Annotated in this window: 16 protein-coding genes and 1 pseudogene; 5 read left to right on the plus strand and 12 right to left on the minus strand. The window is 67.3% G+C overall.

Features of this window, described 5'->3' with window-relative positions:
- Positions 1-23: 23 nt before the first annotated feature.
- The 3 genes from BDO18943_RS30745 to BDO18943_RS30755 form a co-directional block, all read right to left on the minus strand.
- The gene (locus BDO18943_RS30745) at positions 24-437 is read right to left on the minus strand and encodes a gamma-butyrobetaine hydroxylase-like domain-containing protein (RefSeq protein WP_175025239.1); all 414 of its coding nucleotides are present in this window, start codon (positions 435-437) and stop codon (positions 24-26) included.
- Positions 434-877: an HIT family protein gene (locus BDO18943_RS30750; RefSeq protein WP_175025240.1), complete on the minus strand. Its 444-nt coding sequence runs from the start codon at positions 875-877 to the stop codon at positions 434-436. The genes BDO18943_RS30745 and BDO18943_RS30750 overlap by 4 nt, the downstream gene beginning before the upstream one ends.
- Before the next feature lie 85 nt (positions 878-962).
- Entirely contained in the window at positions 963-4,988 is a 4,026-nt protein-coding gene (locus tag BDO18943_RS30755; RefSeq protein ID WP_043190572.1) for a DUF3683 domain-containing protein, read from the minus strand.
- Between the two features lie 573 nt (positions 4,989-5,561).
- On the opposite strand from BDO18943_RS30755, the gene ilvA reads away from it, so the two are divergent.
- Together ilvA and queF are read left to right on the plus strand one after the other, a co-directional pair.
- The gene (gene ilvA, locus BDO18943_RS30760) at positions 5,562-7,085 is read left to right on the plus strand and encodes a threonine ammonia-lyase, biosynthetic (protein ID WP_175025241.1); all 1,524 of its coding nucleotides are present in this window, start codon (positions 5,562-5,564) and stop codon (positions 7,083-7,085) included.
- An 11-nt stretch (positions 7,086-7,096) separates the two neighbouring features.
- Positions 7,097-7,921 carry an NADPH-dependent 7-cyano-7-deazaguanine reductase QueF gene (gene queF / locus BDO18943_RS30765; RefSeq protein WP_175025242.1) on the plus strand — a complete coding sequence of 275 codons (825 nt, stop codon included), beginning with the start codon at positions 7,097-7,099 and terminating at the stop codon, positions 7,919-7,921.
- Between the two features lie 124 nt (positions 7,922-8,045).
- Here the strand turns inward: queF and BDO18943_RS30770 are convergent, their stop codons facing one another.
- The 4 genes from BDO18943_RS30770 to BDO18943_RS30785 form a co-directional block, all read right to left on the minus strand.
- Positions 8,046-8,465, minus strand: a complete 420-nt coding sequence (locus tag BDO18943_RS30770) for a bleomycin resistance protein (protein WP_175025243.1) — start codon at positions 8,463-8,465, stop codon at positions 8,046-8,048.
- A 174-nt stretch (positions 8,466-8,639) separates the two neighbouring features.
- Complete coding sequence (locus BDO18943_RS30775; RefSeq protein ID WP_011353171.1) at positions 8,640-9,026, minus strand: RidA family protein; 387 nt, start codon at positions 9,024-9,026, stop codon at positions 8,640-8,642.
- Between the two features lie 76 nt (positions 9,027-9,102).
- Positions 9,103-10,584, minus strand: a complete 1,482-nt coding sequence (locus tag BDO18943_RS30780) for an N-acyl-D-amino-acid deacylase family protein (protein WP_175025244.1) — start codon at positions 10,582-10,584, stop codon at positions 9,103-9,105.
- A 2-nt stretch (positions 10,585-10,586) separates the two neighbouring features.
- On the minus strand, positions 10,587-11,525 hold the full coding sequence (locus BDO18943_RS30785) for a MurR/RpiR family transcriptional regulator (protein ID WP_043190562.1): 939 nt from the start codon (positions 11,523-11,525) through the stop codon (positions 10,587-10,589).
- A gap of 119 nt (positions 11,526-11,644) precedes the next feature.
- On the opposite strand from BDO18943_RS30785, the gene BDO18943_RS30790 reads away from it, so the two are divergent.
- Together BDO18943_RS30790 and BDO18943_RS30795 are read left to right on the plus strand one after the other, a co-directional pair.
- Positions 11,645-12,925 (plus strand): amino acid deaminase, encoded by a 1,281-nt coding sequence (locus tag BDO18943_RS30790; RefSeq protein WP_043190560.1) that lies wholly within the window; start codon positions 11,645-11,647, stop codon positions 12,923-12,925.
- Between the two features lie 156 nt (positions 12,926-13,081).
- Positions 13,082-13,663 (plus strand): DJ-1/PfpI family protein, encoded by a 582-nt coding sequence (locus tag BDO18943_RS30795; RefSeq protein WP_021161332.1) that lies wholly within the window; start codon positions 13,082-13,084, stop codon positions 13,661-13,663.
- Between the two features lie 70 nt (positions 13,664-13,733).
- Here BDO18943_RS30795 and BDO18943_RS30800 read toward each other — a convergent pair whose 3' ends face one another.
- The gene (locus BDO18943_RS30800; RefSeq protein WP_043190558.1) at positions 13,734-14,180 is read right to left on the minus strand and encodes a MarR family winged helix-turn-helix transcriptional regulator; all 447 of its coding nucleotides are present in this window, start codon (positions 14,178-14,180) and stop codon (positions 13,734-13,736) included.
- Between the two features lie 26 nt (positions 14,181-14,206).
- Positions 14,207-15,802 (minus strand): MDR family MFS transporter, encoded by a 1,596-nt coding sequence (locus BDO18943_RS30805; protein ID WP_175025245.1) that lies wholly within the window; start codon positions 15,800-15,802, stop codon positions 14,207-14,209.
- A 107-nt stretch (positions 15,803-15,909) separates the two neighbouring features.
- On the opposite strand from BDO18943_RS30805, the gene BDO18943_RS30810 reads away from it, so the two are divergent.
- On the plus strand, positions 15,910-16,752 hold the full coding sequence (locus BDO18943_RS30810) for an EcsC family protein (protein ID WP_043190554.1): 843 nt from the start codon (positions 15,910-15,912) through the stop codon (positions 16,750-16,752).
- On the opposite strand, the gene BDO18943_RS30815 is transcribed toward BDO18943_RS30810, so the two are convergent.
- The 3 genes and pseudogenes from BDO18943_RS30815 to BDO18943_RS30825 form a co-directional block, all read right to left on the minus strand.
- Entirely contained in the window at positions 16,722-17,684 is a 963-nt protein-coding gene (locus BDO18943_RS30815; protein ID WP_175025246.1) for an alpha/beta hydrolase, read from the minus strand. The two genes, BDO18943_RS30810 and BDO18943_RS30815, sit on opposite strands and share 31 nt — an antisense overlap.
- Positions 17,685-17,821: 137 nt before the next feature.
- Positions 17,822-18,001, minus strand: a pseudogene (locus BDO18943_RS30820) (RNA-guided endonuclease InsQ/TnpB family protein); the annotation flags it as partial.
- A 17-nt stretch (positions 18,002-18,018) separates the two neighbouring features.
- Positions 18,019-18,453, minus strand: coding sequence for a CHRD domain-containing protein (locus BDO18943_RS30825; RefSeq protein ID WP_043190550.1), 435 nt, complete (start codon positions 18,451-18,453; stop codon positions 18,019-18,021).
- Positions 18,454-18,735: the final 282 nt, after the last annotated feature.

Genomic DNA, 18,735 nt, shown 5'->3' on the forward strand with positions numbered 1-18,735 from the left:
CGCCAAGCGGGCGCCGTCGAATTTCAGTGGCAGTGGCCGTGCGACGCACCCGCCGCCGGCATCGGGGCATCGCGCTCGACGCCCGCCGCCTTCAGTTTGTCGAAATAGTCGCGCCACAGCGTGTCCTGCTGCGTGGCCAGCTCGTACAGCAGATCCCACGAGTAGATGCCGGTCGAATGGCCGTCGGAGAAGGTCGGCTGCAGCGCATAGTTGCCGACGCCCTCGAGCGCGGTGATCGTCACCTCGCGCTTGCCCGTCTGCAGCGTTTCCTGGCCGGGCCCGTGGCCGCGCACCTCGGCCGACGGCGAATACACGCGCATCAGCTCGAACGGAATCCGGAAACTGTCGCCGTTCGGGTACTGCAATTCGAGCACGCGCGACACCGCGTGCACGACGACGCCGGACGGAATCGGCGTCGTGGAAGTCAAACCGCTCATGGCTGCCTCGAATCGGTCATGCGTTGAATTTCCTCGCGCACCGCATTGTGCAGCAGCGAGGCCTGCGCTGCGCGCGAGCGCAACAGCGCCTCGGACACGCTGCGCTGACGCGGCGCCCAGACGGGCTGCGGGAAGTGTGCGTCGTTGGAAAAGCGCGGGATCACGTGCCAGTGCACGTGCGGCACCATGTTGCCGAGGCTCGCGAGATTCACCTTGTTCGGCTGCATCACGCGGCGCACGGCCCGCTCGACCGCGTAGACCACGCGCATCAAATGGGCCCGCTCGGGCTCGCCGAGATCGGAGAATTCGGCCACGTGCGCGCCCCAGATCACCCGGCAGAAGCCCGGATACTCGTGCTCGCCCGTCGCGAGGACGACACGCACCGCATCGTCCCGCCAGAGCACCTCGCCGCCGTCTTCACGGCAAAACACGCATTCCATCGTCGCTCCCATGTGGACGGGCGCCGGCATTGCTGCACCGGCGCCCGCTCATTCCCGGCCCGGTCGGGCGGTCGTCATGCCCGCATTAGACCAGCACGCGCTCGATCCCGCCATTGTTCGCACGTGCGACATAATCAGCCATCCAGTTCTCGCCGAGCACCTGACGCGCGATTTCGACCACGATGTAGTCGGCTTCGAGGTTCGCATCCTCGCTGTAGCGCGACAGGCCCTGCAGGCACGACGGGCAGCTGGTCAGAATCTTCACGTCCGGGCCGTTCGCGGCCGCGGCGGCCGGCGCCGGCGCGTTGCCGGCCACGACCGGGATGCTGCGCAGCTTCGCGGCACCCTTGCGGATCTCCTCTTCCTTGCGGAAGCGAACCTGCGTCGAGATGTCCGGGCGCGTGACCGCGAGCGTGCCCGATTCACCGCAGCAACGCTCGTTCTTCTCGATCTTGTAGCCGTCCTTCTCCGAGCCCATCAGCTCGTTGACGAGCTTCACCGGGTCCATCGTCTTGATCGGCGTGTGGCACGGGTCGTGATACATGTAGCGCGTGCCCGACACGCCATCGAGCTTCATCCCCTTCTCGAGCAGGAACTCGTGGATGTCGATGATCCGGCAGCCCGGGAAGATCTTGTCGAATTCGTAGCCCGCGAGCTGGTCGTAGCAGGTGCCGCACGACACGACCACCGTCTTGATGTCGAGGTAGTTCAGCGTGTTCGCAACCCGGTGGAACAGCACGCGGTTGTCGGTGACGATCTTCTCGGCCTTGTCGTACTGGCCCGAGCCGCGCTGCGGATAGCCGCAGCACAGGTAGCCCGGCGGCAGCACGGTCTGCACGCCGGCTTCCCACAGCATCGCCTGCGTCGCGAGGCCGACCTGCGAGAACAGGCGCTCGGAGCCGCAGCCCGGGAAGTAGAACACCGCTTCCGAATCGACGGTGGTCGACTTCGGATTGCGGATGATCGGCACGATCTTGTTGTCCTCGATGTCGAGCAGCGCGCGCGCCGTCTTCTTCGGCAGGTTGCCCGGCATCTTCTTGTTGACGAAGTGGATCACCTGCTCGACCACCGGCGGCTTGCCGACCGTGGCCGGCGGGTGCTGCGTCTGCTTCGTCACGACCTTCTTCAGCATGTCGTTCGCGAAGCGCTGCACCTTGTAGCCGGCGCCCATCATCACGCTGCGCGCGACGTTGATCGTCTGCGGGTTGGTCGCGTTCAGGAAGAACATGCCCGCCGCATTGCCGGCGTTGAACTTCTTCTTGCCCATCTTGCGCAACAGGTTGCGCATGTTCATCGTGACGTCGCCGAAGTCGATCTTCACCGGGCACGGCGTCGCGCACTTGTGGCACACCGTGCAGTGGTCGGCCACGTCGTTGAACTCGTCCCAGTGCTTGATCGACACGCCGCGGCGCGTCTGTTCTTCGTACAGGAACGCCTCGACCAGCAGCGACGTCGCGAGGATCTTGTTGCGCGGGCTGTACAGCAGGTTCGCGCGCGGCACGTGCGTCGCGCACACCGGCTTGCACTTGCCGCAGCGCAAGCAGTCCTTCACCGAATCGGCGATCGCGCCGATGTCGGACTGCTTCATGATCAGCGACTCGTACCCCATCAGCCCGAAGCTCGGCGTATACGCGTTGCGAAGATCGGCGCCTTCGAGCAGCTTGCCCTTGTTGAAGCGGCCGTTCGGGTCGACCCGCTGCTTGTACGCGCGGAATTCGGCGATCTCGTCGTCGGTCAGGAACTCGAGCTTCGTGATGCCGATGCCGTGCTCGCCGGAAATCACACCGTCGAGCGAGCGCGCGAGCGTCATGATGCGTGCGACCGCCGCGTGGGCGTCCTGCAGCATCTCGTAGTTGTCGGAGTTGACCGGCAGGTTGGTGTGGACGTTGCCGTCGCCCGCGTGCATGTGCAGCGCGACGAACACGCGGCCGCGCAGCACCTGCTTGTGGATCGCCTGCGCCTCGTCGAGGATCTGCTTGAACGCGCCGCCATTGAAGATCGCGCGCAGTTCCGCGCGGATCTCCTGCTTCCACGAGATCCGCACCGTGCGGTCCTGCGTGATGTGGAACACGGTCGCGCCCGGCTGCTCGTCGGCGCGGTCCGCGAACTTCTCGGCGAGCGCCTCGTAACCGAGCTGCACGAGGTAGTGCTGCGCCTCGCGCAACGGCTGGTCGAGCCGGTCGCGCACGAATTCCCAGCGGGCGCGCACGCGGCTGAGCAGTTCCAGCGCCTGCTGGACACGGTCTTCGAGCAGTTCGGCGCTCGGGATCTCGTTCGCGTCGTCGGTCTTGCCGAGCGGCAGGTTGCCGGCGCGGAAAAACGCTTCCAGCGCGTCGACGAGCTGCAACTTGTTCTTCAGCGACAGCTCGATGTTGATCCGCTCGATGCCGTCGGTGTACTCGCCCATCCGGTTCAGCGGGATCACGACGTCTTCGTTGATCTTGAACGCGTTCGTGTGCTTCGCGATCGCGGCCGTGCGGCTGCGGTCGAGCCAGAAGCGCTTGCGCGCCTCCGCGCTGACCGCGACGAAGCCTTCGCCGCTCTTGCCGTTCGCCATCCGGATCACTTCGGACGTCGCGTGCGCGACCGCATCGGCATCGTCGCCGACGATGTCGCCGATCAGCACCATCTTGGGGAATGCGTTGCGCTTGCTCTTGGTCGCATAGCCGACCGCGCGCAGATAGCGCTCGTCGAGGTGCTCGAGGCCCGCGAGGATCGCGCCGCCCTGCTTCGACGTTTCGAACAGGTAGTCCTTGATCTCGACGATGCTCGGGATCGCTTCGCGCGCCTGGCCGAAGAACTCGAGACAGACGGTGCGCGTGTGCGCGGGCATCTTGTGCAGCACCCAGCGCGCAGACGTGATGAGCCCGTCGCAGCCCTCCTTCTGCACGCCCGGCAGCCCCGCGAGGAACTTGTCGGTCACGTCCTTGCCGAGACCTTCCTTGCGGAACCGGCGGCCTTCGATCTCGAGCATCTCGCTCTTCAGCAGCTTCTCGCCCGGCGCGTACGCGCCGTCGAACCACTTCAGCTCGAAACGCGCGACCGCGATGTCGTGGATCTTGCCCTGGTTGTGCTCGTGGCGCGTGACTTCGAGCCAGTTGCCGTCCGGGTCGACCATCCGCCACCAGGCCAGGTTGTCGAGCGCGGTGCCCCACAGCACGGCCTTCTTGCCGCCCGCGTTCATCGCGACGTTGCCGCCGATGCACGATGCGTCGAGCGAGGTCGGATCGACCGCGAACACGTAGCCGGCCGCTTCCGCCGCCTCGGTCACGCGGCGCGTGACGACGCCCGCGCCGGAGAAGATCGTCGGCACCTTGTGCGCGACGCCCGGCAGCTCGGTCAGCTCGACCGCGCCGAGTTGTTCCAGCTTTTCGGTGTTGATCACCGCGGAGAACGGCGTGAGCGGCACCGCGCCGCCCGTGTAGCCGGTACCGCCGCCACGCGGGATCACGGTCAGCCCGAGCTCGAAGCAGGCCTTGATCAGCCCCGCGATCTCGGCTTCGGTATCCGGGGTCAGCACGACGAACGGGTATTCGACGCGCCAGTCGGTCGCGTCGGTCACATGCGACACGCGCGACAGCCCGTCGAAGCGGATGTTGTCCTTCTGCGTGCAGCGGCCGAGTGCCTTGGTCGCGCGGCGACGCAGGTCGGCCATCTTCTCGAATTCGTCGGCGAACTCGTTGACCGCGCGCTGCGCGGCGGTTTCGAGCATCTCGACGCGCACCGCGCGTTCGCGGCCCGCGTCGTCGCGGTGCGCGGTGAGGTCCGCGCTGCGGCGCTTGCCGATTTCGGTCAGGCGGTGGTTCAGCGCCTCGATCAGCAACGCGCGGCGCTTCGGGTTGTCGAGCAGGTCGTCCTGCAGGTACGGGTTGCGGCGCACGACCCAGATGTCGCCGAGCACTTCATACAGCATCCGTGCGGAGCGGCCCGTGCGGCGCTCGGCGCGCAACTCGTCGAGCACCGACCACGCCTCTTCGCCGAGCAGGCGGATCACGATCTCGCGATCCGAGAAGGACGTGTAGTTGTAGGGAATCTCGCGCAAGCGGGGCGCGGGGTCGGCGGCGACGGCAGCAGCCGCGCCATGCGGATCGAAAACTTGTGGTGCGTTCATGTTCGGACGACTCGGAGGGCCGATACACCGTGCACGGGCGTCGGCAAGCGCGTGGGCGCAATCTTGGGGAAATCTGTTCTGTTACCAGGCGCGCGGCTGTCCTTCATGGGGCCGGAGCGGGCGACTCGCCCCTCCTGGCCGGCGACAGGGCCTGGCGGCACTCGGAACCATCAGCACGATCGCGCGCGGCGCGCATGCCGCTCCGCCGCGGGGGTGGCTGCACGCGGCGTCGGCTTCAACGGGGCGATCCGAGGGTGCCTCTGCATCTTCCGATCCTTGATTCAAAACGGAATTCTAACCCATGATCGGGCCACGCGTGACACGTCGGACAGGTCGTGGGGCTATCGCCGCGAGCCGCGCCAGGCGGGGCTCGGCGCGATTTCGTGCGACCATTCGCCGTCCGTCCGGTCGGTAACCGTGCAGTTAAACCGGTAAAAAAGCCGCGCAAGCTCGCCGACGCACCGCCCGTACGGCCCGCCAAGCGCACGCTCGGCATGCCGCTTGCATGCGGGCGGACCCTTGGCGCTATCATTGATCTTTTACCGTCTGCTTCCGCACTGCACGCGAGCGCCCATGGCATCCCACGATTACCTGAAGAAAATCCTCACCGCGCGCGTCTACGACGTCGCGATCGAGACGGAACTCGAATCCGCCCGCAACCTGTCGGCCCGGCTGCGCAACGCCGTCTACCTGAAGCGCGAGGACAACCAGCCGGTGTTCTCGTTCAAGCTGCGCGGCGCGTACAACAAGATGGCGCATATTCCGGCGGACGCGCTCGCACGCGGCGTGATTACGGCGTCGGCCGGCAATCACGCACAGGGTGTCGCGTTCTCGGCGGCCCGGATGGGCGTCAAGGCCGTGATCGTCGTGCCCGTCACGACGCCGCAGGTGAAGGTCGATGCGGTGCGTGCGCACGGCGGCCCGAGCGTCGAGGTGATCCAGGCCGGCGAGTCGTACAGCGACGCATATGCGCATGCGGTCAAGGTACAGGAAGAGCGCAGTCTCACGTTCGTCCATCCGTTCGACGATCCGTACGTGATCGCCGGCCAGGGCACGATCGCGATGGAAATCCTGCGCCAACACCAGGGCCCGATCCACGCGATCTTCGTGCCGATCGGCGGCGGCGGGCTCGCGTCCGGCGTTGCGGCCTACGTGAAGGCGGTGCGCCCGGAGATCAAGGTGATCGGCGTGCAGGCCGAGGATTCGTGCGCGATGGCGCAGTCGCTCAGCGCGGGCAAGCGCGTCGAGCTGAGCGAGGTCGGCCTGTTCGCGGACGGCACCGCCGTGAAGCTGGTCGGCGAAGAAACCTTCCGGCTCTGCAGCGAATACCTCGACGGCGTCGTGACGGTCAACACCGACGCACTGTGCGCGGCGATCAAGGACGTGTTCCAGGATACCCGCAGCGTGCTCGAGCCGTCCGGCGCGCTCGCGGTCGCCGGCGCGAAGCTCTATGCGGAACGTGAAGGCATCGAGAACCAGACGCTCGTCGCGGTCACGTCCGGCGCGAACATGAACTTCGACCGGATGCGCTTCGTCGCCGAGCGCGCGGAAGTGGGTGAAGCGCGCGAAGCCGTGTTCGCGGTCACGATCCCCGAGGAGCGCGGCAGCTTCAAGCGCTTCTGCTCGCTGGTCGGCGACCGCAACGTCACCGAGTTCAACTACCGGATCGCCGATGCGCAGGCCGCGCACATCTTCGTCGGCGTGCAGATCAAGCGCCGCGGCGAATCGGCCGAGATCGCCGCGAATTTCGAATCGCACGGCTTCAAGTCCGTCGACCTGACGCACGACGAACTGTCGAAGGAACACATCCGCTACATGGTGGGCGGCCGTTCGCCGCTCGCGCTTGACGAACGCCTGTTCCGTTTCGAATTCCCGGAACGGCCGGGCGCGCTGATGAAGTTCCTGTCGTCGATGGCGCCGGACTGGAACATCAGCCTGTTCCATTACCGCAACCAGGGCGCGGACTACAGCTCGATCCTCGTCGGGCTGCAGGTGCCGCAGGCCGATCGCGCCGAATTCGAACGCTTCCTCGCGGCACTCGGCTATCCGTATGTCGAGGAAAGCGCCAACCCGGCTTACCGCCTCTTCCTGTCGTAAAGGCGTCACGCATGAATCCCGAACATTCCCCGCTCGGCAAGGCCACCGTCTACGCCGCCCAGTACGACGCGTCGCTGCTGTTCCCGATCCCGCGCGCCGGCGCGCGCGCGCAGCTCGGCATCACGTCGGCACTGCCGTTCTTCGGCACCGACATCTGGAACGCCTACGAGCTGTCGTGGCTCAACGCGCGCGGCAAGCCGCAGATCGCGGTGGCGACCTTCTACGTGCCGGCCGAATCGCCGAACATCGTCGAATCGAAGTCGTTCAAGCTGTATCTCGGCTCGTTCGCGCAAACGAAATTCGACTCGATCGACGCGGTGCGCGACACGCTGAAGCGCGACGTATCGGCCGCATGCGGCGCGACCGTCTCCGTGCAGCTGGTGTCGCCGCACGATTTCGGCAAGCTCGAAATGGACGAACTCGACGGGTTGTCGCTCGACCGGCTCGACCTCGACACCGACGTGTACGAACCCGACCCGTCGCTGCTGTCGGCCGCCGAAGACGAAGCGCCGGTCGAGGAGACGCTCGTGTCCGACCTGCTGCGCTCGAACTGCCCGGTCACCGGCCAGCCCGACTGGGGCAGCGTGCAGATCCACTACATCGGGCCGCAGATCGACCACGCGGGCCTGTTGCGCTACATCATCTCGTTCCGCAATCACACGGGCTTTCACGAGCAGTGCGTCGAGCGGATCTTCCTCGACATCCTGCATGCGTGCAAACCGGTGAAGCTCGCGGTGTATGCACGCTATACGCGCCGCGGCGGGCTCGACATCAACCCGTTCCGCACCAACTACAACCAGCCGATGCCGGACAACGCGCGCAACGCACGGCAGTGACGGCGGCGGGCGGCCGCCGCGGGTTGCAGTGGGCAACGCGCGGCCGCCACCCCGGACAAAAACAGCCCGGCCGGAATCAACCGGCCGGGCTGTTTTTCATTGCGCGGAAACGCACGAACGGCCCTCACCCGCTCGCCGGCCGCTCCGGGAGAATCTCAACCAGGCGCAAAAGGTAGCCGTCGGGATCCTGCACCAGCATCTCGACCTGGCCATGTTCGATCTCGTCCTCCCGATACCAGGACGTGCGCGGTTCGACGAACAGCGTTACGCCCGCGGCGCGAATCCGGTCGAGGATGGGGTCGAGCGCATCGACCTCGATCTGCAGATTGATCCCGCGCCCGAACGGCGGCTCCAGCGGGCCGGTCAGCCAGCCCTCCGGGCTGTACTGCTCGAGCATCAGCTGGGCCCGCCCGAATTCAAGATAGACGAAGCCGTCTTCCGGACGCTCGAAGCGAATCCGGAATCCGAGTACGTCACGATAGAAGCGAATGCTTCCGGCAAGGTCCGAGCAGATCAGCTCCGGCACCAGCGCAGCCCATTCCATGCATGTCATCTCCGTATGATCATGCGGCACATTACCTGAACGGACGGGATGCGTTGCGGCGGTTGCCGCCTCGGGCATAACGCCCGCCGGTCGACCCGTGGCCGGCACATAAAAAACGGGCCCGGCGCACATGCATGCGCCGGGCCCGTTGCGTAGCGGCTCGCCGTGGCGGCGTTACTTTGCCGGCGCCTTGTACGCGATGCAGTCGACCTCGACCTTGCAGTCGATGACCATGCTCGACTGCACGCACGCGCGTGCCGGCGGATGCTCGCCGAAGTACGAGATGAACACCTTGTTGAACGACGCGAAATCGCGCGCGTCGTCGAGCCACACGCCGCAGCGCACGACGTGCTCGAGGCCGTAGCCGGCTTCCTTCAGGATCGCGATCACGTTCTCGATCGTCTGCTTCGACTGCGTGACGATGCCGCCTTCGACGACCTCGCCGTTCACCATCGGCGTCTGGCCCGACACGTACAGCCAGCCGTCAGCCTCGACCGCGCGTGCGAACGGCATCACCTGGCCGCCGGTCCCCTTCGCTTCGCCTACGCCATATCGCTTCATCGTTTCACTCCTTGCTTCGGTTACGGATGCGCGCGCCGACGATGGCGCGCGCGGCAGATCGGAACAACCACCGCGTTCAGAACGCGGCGTCGGCACTCGCCGGCACGCGCTCGCCGCGCGCGACGAAGCCGCCGGCGCGCTCGCCGGTCGGCTGACCATTCTCGTAGGTCAGCACGCCGTTCACCCACACGGCGTCGATCCCGTGCGCGGGCTGCTGCGGCTTCTCGAACGTCGCGGCGTCGATCACGATCGCCGGGTCGAACAGCACGAGATCCGCGTGGTAGCCCACGTGCACCTCGCCGCGCCGCGCGATTCCGTAGCGGCGCGCGGACAGCGACGTCATCTTGCGAATCGCCTCCTCGAGCGGCAGCAGGTTCGTGTCGCGCACGTAATGGCCGAGCACGCGCGGGAATGCGCCCCACAGCCGCGGATGCGGCAGCGGATCGTTCGGCAGGCCGTCGGAGCCGACCATCGTCGCGGGATGCGACAGGATCCGGCGCACGTCGTCCTCGGACATGTTGTGGTACACGGCGCCTGCCGGGCGGATGCGCTGCGCGGCTTCCTGCTCGGTCACGCCCCACTCGGCCGCGATCGCCTTCAGCAGCTTGCCGGCCACTTCCGGGTGCGGCTCCGACCACGTGATCGTGATGTCGATGTCGCCCGTCACCTGCTTCATGTCGAGCGTCGACGAGCTGCGGCTGTACGGATAGCAGTCGCAACCGACCGGCTGGTAGCGGCGCGCGCCTTCGAGCGACGCGAGCACTTCGGTGCTGCGCCCCCAGTTCGACGGGCCCGCGCACTTCAGGTGCGAGATCACGACCGGCACGCGCGCATGGCGGCCGACCTGGTACGCCTCTTCCATCGCGTCGAGGATCGCGTCGAACTCGGTGCGCATGTGCGTGGTGTACAGCGCGCCCGCGTTCGCGAGCGGCTCGGCGAGCGCCATCACCTCCTCGGTCGGCGCCGCGAACGCGGAGCCGTACGCGAGGCCCGACGACAGGCCGAGCGCGCCGTTCGCGAGCGCCTCCTCGAGCTGCCCGCGCATGCCGGCGATCTCGCCGTCGGTCGCCGCGCGGTCGAGGCGGTCCATCTGGTTGTTGCGCAGCGCCGTGTGGCCGACGAGCGCCGCGACGTTCACGGCCGGACGCGCGTCGTTCACGGCCGCGACGTAGTCGGCGAAGGTCGGGTACAGGAACGCACCGCGTTCGCCAAGCAGGTTCATCGGATCGGGCGGATCGCCCGCGAGCGTCACTGGCGACGCGCTGATCCCGCAGTTGCCGACGATCACGGTCGTCACGCCCTGCGAGATCTTCGGGATCATCTGCGGCGCGCGGATCACGTGCGTGTCATCGTGCGTGTGCACGTCGACGAAACCCGGCGCGAGCGCGCGGCCGTTCGCATCGACGACGTTCTCGGCCAGCCAGTTGGACAGGTTGCCGATCGCCGCGATCACGCCGTTGCGGATCGCGACGTCGCGCGTGACGGGCGGCGCGCCGGTACCGTCGTAAAGCTGCGCGCCGACGATCAGCGTATCGGCGGCTTCGGGATGCGAATGCATGGTCAGTCTCCTACCGGTTGACGGTCTCCGCCGCCGCGATGCGCATCGAGCGCGTGCTTGATGCGACGCAGCGATTCTCGGCCCGCATCGCCGAGCCGCAATGCGACTCCGGTGACGAGCACGTCGATCGCCATCATCATCGCGTAGCGCGATGTCGACGGCTTGTAAATGAAATCGGTTTCGAACGCGACGACCGGGATCAGGTGGTCGGCCAGCTTCGCGAGCGGCGACGCCGGCGCGGTGATCGCGATCAGCTTCGCGCCGTAGCGCTTCGCGAGCCGGCAGCTCTCGAGCAGCTCGGGCACGCGCCCGCTCACCGACAGCGCGACCACGACGGTATCGCGCGACAGCGTCGCGGCCACCATCCGCTGCAGCACGCTGTCCTGATAGCTCGCGACCGGCCGGCCGAAGCGCACGAGCCGGAAGCGCAGCTCGTCGGCGAGCGCGGTCGAGCCGCCGCCCTGTCCGTACACGTAGGTCATCTTCGCGCTGGCGAGCAGGTCGGCCGCTTCCTCGAACGACGTATTGCGCAGCAACTGATGGTTGTGCGCGAGCGCCACGCGGATCTCGTCGTAGACCATCGACGCGGGGCTCGTGTCGTCGGCCGGCGTCTCGTCGGACGGCACCAGAAAGCGCTGGCCGACGGCCGCCGCCTGCGCGACCAGCACCTTCAGTTCGCGCACGTCGCGGCAGCCGACGGCCTTCGCGAAACGCGTGACCGTCGCGACGCTGACCTCCGCATCGCGCGCGAGCGCGCCGATGCTCGCATGCGCGGCGCGCGCGAGATCGGCGAGGATGAACGCGGCGACCTTGCGCTCGGCTTCGCGCAGCTCGGGCGCGCATTCGGCGATCCGCGCGACGATGTCGAGGACCGGCGGAGCAGCCGGAGCCGGATGGCGCTCGGCGGCGAGCGGAGCGGACGGGGGAGCGGGCGTATTCATCTGCGGAAAAGGGTGCGAAGCTCGATGTTACTAAATAACATCACCGCGCCGATGCTACTTTCTGTACCATCGGCGTGTCAACTTCAGTGCAATGCATAGTGATGATGGAGCGGGATGACATGAAAGTTACAAACTATCAGGAAGCGACGATCGATCCGTTCGGCAAGGGTCTCGGCAATCTGCCGAGCGCGAGCGTGCCGCTCGGCGACGCAGGCCGACTCGAGTGGAACCTGCTCGCGGAAGACGTCAGCTTGCCGGCCGCCGTGCTTTACGAGGATCGCATCGAACACAACCTGAACTGGATGCAGGCATTTGTCCAGAAGTACGGCGTCAAGTTTGCGCCGCACGGCAAGACGACGATGGCGCCGCAACTGTTCCGCCGCCAGCTCGACGCCGGCGCGTGGGGCATCACGCTCGCGACCGCGCACCAGACGCAGGCCGCGTATCACGGCGGCGTGCGGCGCGTGCTGCTCGCGAACCAGCTGGTCGGCCGCCAGAACATGACGATCATCGCCGGGCTGCTGTCCGATCCCGATTTCGAATTCTTCTGTCTCGTCGATTCGGCGGAGAGCGTCGACCAGCTCGGCCGCTTCTTCGGCGCATTGAAGAAGCCGCTGAACGTGCTGCTCGAGCTCGGCGTGCCGGGCGGCCGCGCGGGCGTGCGCGATGCCGCGCAGCGCGAGGCCGTGCTCGCCGCGATCGCGCGCTATCCGGACACGCTGAAGCTGGCCGGTATCGAACTCTACGAAGGTGTGCTGAAGGAGGAAGGCGAGATCCGCACGTTCCTGCAGGAAGCGGTCGCGCTCACGCGCGAGCTCGCCGAAGCAGGCCGCTTCGCGCGTACGCCGGCGATCCTGTCCGGCGCCGGTTCGGCCTGGTACGACGTGGTTGCGGAAGAATTCGCGAAGGCGTCCAACGCCGGCTTCGCGGAAGTCGTGCTGCGTCCGGGCTGCTACCTGACGCACGATGTCGGGATCTACAAGAAGGCGCAGACCGACGTATTCGCGCGCAACCCGATCGCACGCACGATGGGCGAAGGGCTGCTGCCCGCGCTGCAGCTGTGGGCGTACGTGCAGTCGGTGCCGGAGGCCGATCGCGCGATCGTCGCGCTCGGCAAGCGCGACGCAGCGTTCGACGCGGGGCTGCCGGAGCCGGCGCGCCACTTCCGCCCGGGCCGCGACACGGCACCGCGCGACGTCGCCGCCGCCGAAGGCTGGGCCGTCACCGGGATGATGGACCAGCACGCGTACCTGCAGATTCCGCCGGGTGCGGACGTGAAGGTCGGCGACATGGTCGCGTTCGACATCTCGCACCCGTGCCTGACGTTCGACAAGTGGCGCCAGGTGCTCGTGCTCGATCCGCAGTTCAGCGTGACGGAAGTCGTCGAAACCTTCTTCTGACGCACCTCGCGCGCACCGCCCCGCCGCTCGCGCGGGGCGGCCGTCACGCGCGCTTCAAGCGGCCGGAGTACACTGCGCTTTCGTCCTCGGGGCCCCAGGCGGGCGTTGCATTCGCCTGCCGCGCGGGCCCTCAACGCAGCTCCACTGGAGAAAGCCATGGCCGCGAAGAAGATCCTGTTCCTGACCGGCGATTTCGCCGAAGACTACGAAACGATGGTGCCGTTCCAGGCGCTGCAGGCCGTCGGCCACCACGTCGATGCAGTCTGCCCGGGCAAACGCGCGGGCGACAAGATCAAGACCGCGATCCACGATTTCGAGGGCGACCAGACCTACACCGAGAAGCCCGGCCACCAGTTCACGCTGAACGCGGCGTTCGACGACGTCGACGCATCGCGCTACGACGCGCTCGCGATCGCGGGCGGCCGTGCTCCCGAATACCTGCGACTCGATCCGAAGGTGATCTCGCTCGTGCGCGAGTTCGCCGAAGCCGGCAAGCCGATCGCCGCGATCTGCCACGCGGCGCAACTGCTCGCGGCGGCCGACGTGATCCGCGGCAAGCGCATCTCGGCCTACCCGGCGTGCGCGCCCGAGGTGAAGCTCGCGGGCGGCGAATACGCGGACATCCCGGTCGACGCGGCCGTGACCGACGCACCGTTCGTCACCGCGCCCGCCTGGCCCGCGCATCCGGCCTGGCTCGCGCAGTTCCTCGCGCTGCTGGGCACGCGCATCGAGCTTTGAACCTGAAGGGAATTGAGATGAGATAGAAGTGCCGGGCCGGCGGCGTATTCGCGCCGCCCTGCCCCGCGCTTCAGCGCGCGGCCGGCGTCGAGCCGACGTCCGCGATCCGCGACTCCAGCATCGCCAGCGCGCCCGACAGCGCATTCAGCACGTCGTCCGGCAATTGCGCCATCGTCTGCTCGAGAAACGCCTTGCGGCGCGGCAGGCACGCGTCGAATGCGGCGCGGCCTTCGTCCGTCAGCGTCACGTTGGTCACGCGATTGTCGCGTGCGTCGGATTCACGCTGGATCCAGCCGAGCGCGTCGAGCGACTTCAACTGGCGCGTGAGCGCGCCCGGATCGACGCGCAGCACTTCGACGAGCTTCTTCTGCGACGAATGCCCGCCCATCGTGTGCAACGCGACCATGATGCGCCAGCGCGGCATCGGCTGCCCGACCTGCGCCTCGAACGCGGTCATGAACGCGCGATACGTGCGTCCGAATTGCTGCAAGATCGCGACGCGGTCCTGTTCTTCCATGCGCTCAGTTCTACTCGTTCAATCGTTCAGTCGGCCGCGACATGCGGTTCGATCTTGCGCCGCAGCGCGATGGGCGGCACGCGGCGGCATTGCCACACCGACACGACGGCTACGACGGCCGCCATCGCGACGCCCAGGTGAATCGCGCTGACGAGCGACTCGCGGGCCGCTTCCAGCAGCAGCGCGCCATTATGCCCGGCACGCGTCAGCTCGGCGACCAGGCCGCCCTGCGCGGCGCGATCGATCAGGATTTGCGGATCGGCGAGCTGCGCATGCCACTGCATCGCGTGGTCGGCCGACAGCGCATTGCGCACGCCGCCCGAATACATCTGGTTGACGAGCGTGCCGGTCAGCGCGGTGCCGATCATCCCGCCGACCATCCGCAGCGACTGCAGCAGCGCGGTCGCGATGCCGAGATGCTCGCGGCCGGCCGTCTGCTGCGCGAAGACGGTGAGGTTCGGCAGCACGAAGCCGAGCCCGATGCCGCCCGCGACCATCAGCGCCATCAGCACCCACTTCGGCGTCGTGTGGGTCGACACGACGATGCCCGCGCAGGTGATCGCGAACAGCACGAAGCCGACGTGCAGCATCGCGTTCGGATTGCGGATGCGCGTGACGACCCGGCCGTTCATGATGCTGCCGATCGTGATGAACACGACGAGCGGCGTGATCACGAGCCCCGCCTCCTTCGGCGACATCCCGAACCCGCCCTGGAACAGCAGCGGCGCGTAGAACAGCAGCGAGAACATCGAGAAGCCGGCGAGGATCGCCAGCACGAAGAGCGCCGACAGCGCGCGGTTGCCGAACATGTCGAACGGCAAAATCGGCTGCGCGCAGCGCCGCTCCCAGTGCCACAGGCCAAAGCCGGCCGCGATCGCGACGACGAGCAGCAGCGACGCCCAGCTCGCGACGCCGTACTTCGGCAGCCATTCGACGAACAGTTGCAGCGCGCCGAGCGACAGCGCGATCAGCAGCGCACCCGGCCAGTCGAGCCGCATCTTGCGATCGTGCTCGACCTGGCGCAGGTGCGGCAGGTAGCGCCACACGAACAGCAGCGACAGCAGGCCGACCGGCAGGTTCACGTAGAACACCGAGCGCCAGCCGAACGACTGGGTCAGCACGCCGCCGAGCGACGGGCCGACTGCGTTCGCGATGCCGAACGCGGAGCTCATCAGCACCTGCCAGCGCAGCCGCACGACGGAATCGGGGAACAGGTCGGGAATGCACGCGAACGCGGTGCCGACCAGCATCCCGCCGCCGATCCCCTGCAGCCCGCGCGCGAGGACGAGCATCAGCATGTCGTTCGCCATCCCGCACAGCACGGACGCGCCGGTGAACACGACGATCGACACGATGACGAACGGCTTGCGGCCGTAATAATCGCCGAGCCGGCCGAAGATCGGCACCGTGATCACGGAACTGAGCAGGTACGAGGTCGCGACCCACGCGTACAGGTCGAACCCGCGGAGCTCGGCGACGATGGTCGGCAGCGCGGTGCCGACGACGGTCTGGTCGAGCGCGACGAGCATGGTGACAAATGAGATCCCGATCATCGCCAGCAGCGATTCGCGGAACGGCAGGACTTGCCCACTCGAATGATGGGCGGCAGTATGGACGGCCATTTTTTGTTGGCGCAACTTTTGACGAGTCAAACAATCTCAAAATTCTAGCACGCCGGAGTAATCTAGGCTGGCGACGGTCAAACTGGCTCAGACCGCCAAGGAGAATGATGGAACCGATTTCAATTACCCCCGCGACCACGCTGTCGCAGGAGGATCGGGACGCGCTGTGGCGCGCGAAGCAGGTGCTCGAAAGCCCGTCGCTGACGATGAAGCTGACGGGCATGCTGGGCGCGCCGGTCGAGAAAATGATCGCCCGGCTGCCGGATTTCGCGACCGGCAAGATCAACGATGCGACGCAGCTCGCGCTGCGCAAGTGCCTGAACATCGCGCTGCGCACGCTCGGCAAGCCGCCCGCGCCGGACGCCGAGCCCGACAAGCCGAGCAACCTGCTGCACAAGCTCGCGGTCGCGACGACCGGCGCGGCGGGCGGGGCGTTCGGCTTTCTCGCGCTGCCGGTCGAGCTGCCGGTCACGACCACGCTGATCTTCCGTTCGGTGTGCGACATCGCGCGCAGCGAGGGCGAAGACCTGAGCTCGGTCGATACGCAGCTGCAATGCCTGGCCGTGCTCGGCATGGGCGGCAACCCGGACAAGCAGGAAGAGGACGCCGATCTCGGCTACTTCGTGCTGCGTGGCGCACTCGCGCAGGCGATCTCGAAGGCGTCGTCCGACATCACGACGAAGGGCATCGCCGCGCACAGTTCGGCGGCCGTGTTCAAGCTCGTGCAGACGGTGGCGTCGCGCTTCTCGGTGCAGGTGACCGAGCAGATGGCCGCGAAGTCGATTCCGGCGATCGGCGCCGTGCTCGGCGCGACCGTCAATACGCTGTTCATCGACCATTTCCAGCAGATGGCGCACGGCCACTTCACCGTCCGCCGGCTCGAGCGCAAGTACGGCTCGGTGGCCGTCAAGGCCGCCTATCAGGCAATCGACGCCTCGCCGGCGCGCTGAACCGCACGCTCGACCGCGACGCGGCGCAGGAACGCCGCCGCGCGGTCGAGCGCGTCGCGCGCTTCCGGCACCATCGGCGTGTACAGCTGCCACACGTGCGGCATGTCCGGCCACACCTCGATCTCCACCGCCACGCCGGCCGCCTTCGCCTTCTCGGCGACGCGGCGCGAATCGTCGAGCAGTACCTCGGTGCTGCCGACCTGGATATACAACGGTGGCAGGCCCGTGAAATCCGCGTAGAGCGGCGACGCGTACGGATTCGTCCCCGGCTCGTCGCCCAGGTACAGCTTCGCGGCCTTCGACAACGCCGCACCCGCGAACATCGGATCGGCGCCATCGTTCGTGCGCAGCGTGGCGCCGGTGGCGGCCAGGTCGGTCCACGGCGAGAACAGGATCGCGCCGGCCGGCAGCGGCTCGCCGCGGTCGCGCAGCGCGACGAGCGTCGCGAGCGCGAGGCCGCCGCCCGCCGAATCGCCGCCGAGCACGATCGACTCGGGCGGGATGCCGAGCGCCAGCAGTTGCCGGTACGCGGCCAATGCGTCGTCGAGCGCGGCCGGGAAGCGGTTTTCCGGCGCCAGCCGGTAGTCGAGCGAGAACGAGCGCACGCCCGCACGCTTCGTCAGGCCGAACACGAGCGGCCGGTGGGTCTTCGTCGAACAGAAGTAATAGCCGCCGCCGTGGATGTACAGCAGCGTTCGGCCGGACCCGCGGCCTGCAACCGAGTCAGTGCGTTCGAGCCATTCGCCGCGCAGCGGCGCGTCGCCCGGGCCATAGCACTGGCGCAACCGGTAGCCCGATGGCGCACGGCGCGGCACGACCATTCGCAGGTCGGTAAAGCGCCGTGCGCGGGCAGGATCGAGCACCTCGCGCGTAGTCTCGGGACGGAACTGCCAGCGCAGCAGCCAGCAGGCGAACTTGCTTTGCCAACTCATCGGACGCACTCCGTAATCGCAGTGTGACGATGGTACGTGCGATCGTTCCCGCACCACTCGACAGGTGCCTCTATTTGACATCCTCCCGCGCCTGAAGGCTCGGGATTCCTACCGCGTTTGAAACGATGATGCTTGTCTCAGACCGCCTCGGCGGGTTCCTGCTTCACGGAGCGGCCCGACTGCACCGGCTCTCCACAGGCTGCAACGCGGTGCCCCCGCGCCAGTATGTCGATCGCACCGACCACGTCGGCATGGCCCTCATGACCGCACGCGACACAGCGGAATGCCGCCTGCGTCTGCCGGTTTTCGGCGCTCACGGCTCAAACGCCGGCACTCAGTTCGCCGGCATCACCTGGCCGCGGATCTCGCCGGCCGGGTGGTCCTTCGTATGGACGTTGAAGTACCACTTGCCGCCCATCAGGTCGGTGACCTGCGCGTCGGTGAGTTCCTTCGAACCCTTGATCGGGCTCGCCAGCTCGTCCTTCGGAATCGGCACCTGCACGCCCGCGTTCTGGCCGACCGGTGCGGGCCCGTGGAAGTGCGCGGCGGTGGCCGGCCCCGTGAGGTGTTCGTAAGTGACCTTCCACTGCAGCATGTGCGTGGCCGTGTCGTAGGTGGCCTCGACGTCGCCCGAGCCCTTGGTCGCCGTCGGCGGCACTTCGCTCGACGGCTGGAGATTGGCGGACAGGCGCACCGTTTCGGCGGCGGCGCTGCCGGCGGCCAGCACGCCCGCGAGTAACGCAACCTGGAGCAAACGCAGCTTGAGCATGGACTCTCCTTGTACGACGTGGTACGCCGCCCGAGCGGGGGCGTCAGACAAGATGGTAGTCGATCGCCGCTGATCCGGGCATCCACCGAACGGCCATGCTGCGAATCGCCGCAGCGCGCACGGCCGGCCATCTCGCGCGGCGCACGACGCGTCAGTCTGCGTCAACCTGGAATGGACCTTTGCAGCCAGATGACTGAATCGGCGCGCGGCCTTTCGCTACACTTCGTCTCACAGTTGCTTGTTTCCTTCGTCCGAAGGAGTCTGCGAGTATTCACGCGGCCG

Origin of the sequence: Burkholderia aenigmatica, assembly GCF_902499175.1 — a bacterium.
Lineage (GTDB): Bacteria > Pseudomonadota > Gammaproteobacteria > Burkholderiales > Burkholderiaceae > Burkholderia > Burkholderia aenigmatica.

Excerpts from the sequence above, each read along its gene's own strand:
- BDO18943_RS30745 (WP_175025239.1), bottom strand. The coding sequence starts at position 437 with ATGAGCGGTTTGACTTCCACGACGCCGATTCCGTCCGGCGTCGTCGTG.
- BDO18943_RS30750 (WP_175025240.1), bottom strand. The coding sequence starts at position 877 with ATGGAATGCGTGTTTTGCCGTGAAGACGGCGGCGAGGTGCTCTGGCGG.
- BDO18943_RS30755 (WP_043190572.1), bottom strand. The coding sequence starts at position 4,988 with ATGAACGCACCACAAGTTTTCGATCCGCATGGCGCGGCTGCTGCCGTC.
- ilvA (WP_175025241.1), top strand. The coding sequence starts at position 5,562 with ATGGCATCCCACGATTACCTGAAGAAAATCCTCACCGCGCGCGTCTAC.
- queF (WP_175025242.1), top strand. The coding sequence starts at position 7,097 with ATGAATCCCGAACATTCCCCGCTCGGCAAGGCCACCGTCTACGCCGCC.
- BDO18943_RS30770 (WP_175025243.1), bottom strand. The coding sequence starts at position 8,465 with ATGGAATGGGCTGCGCTGGTGCCGGAGCTGATCTGCTCGGACCTTGCC.
- BDO18943_RS30775 (WP_011353171.1), bottom strand. The coding sequence starts at position 9,026 with ATGAAGCGATATGGCGTAGGCGAAGCGAAGGGGACCGGCGGCCAGGTG.
- BDO18943_RS30780 (WP_175025244.1), bottom strand. The coding sequence starts at position 10,584 with ATGCATTCGCATCCCGAAGCCGCCGATACGCTGATCGTCGGCGCGCAG.
- BDO18943_RS30785 (WP_043190562.1), bottom strand. The coding sequence starts at position 11,525 with ATGAATACGCCCGCTCCCCCGTCCGCTCCGCTCGCCGCCGAGCGCCAT.
- BDO18943_RS30790 (WP_043190560.1), top strand. The coding sequence starts at position 11,645 with ATGAAAGTTACAAACTATCAGGAAGCGACGATCGATCCGTTCGGCAAG.
- BDO18943_RS30795 (WP_021161332.1), top strand. The coding sequence starts at position 13,082 with ATGGCCGCGAAGAAGATCCTGTTCCTGACCGGCGATTTCGCCGAAGAC.
- BDO18943_RS30800 (WP_043190558.1), bottom strand. The coding sequence starts at position 14,180 with ATGGAAGAACAGGACCGCGTCGCGATCTTGCAGCAATTCGGACGCACG.
- BDO18943_RS30805 (WP_175025245.1), bottom strand. The coding sequence starts at position 15,802 with ATGGCCGTCCATACTGCCGCCCATCATTCGAGTGGGCAAGTCCTGCCG.
- BDO18943_RS30810 (WP_043190554.1), top strand. The coding sequence starts at position 15,910 with ATGGAACCGATTTCAATTACCCCCGCGACCACGCTGTCGCAGGAGGAT.
- BDO18943_RS30815 (WP_175025246.1), bottom strand. The coding sequence starts at position 17,684 with ATGAGTTGGCAAAGCAAGTTCGCCTGCTGGCTGCTGCGCTGGCAGTTC.
- BDO18943_RS30825 (WP_043190550.1), bottom strand. The coding sequence starts at position 18,453 with ATGCTCAAGCTGCGTTTGCTCCAGGTTGCGTTACTCGCGGGCGTGCTG.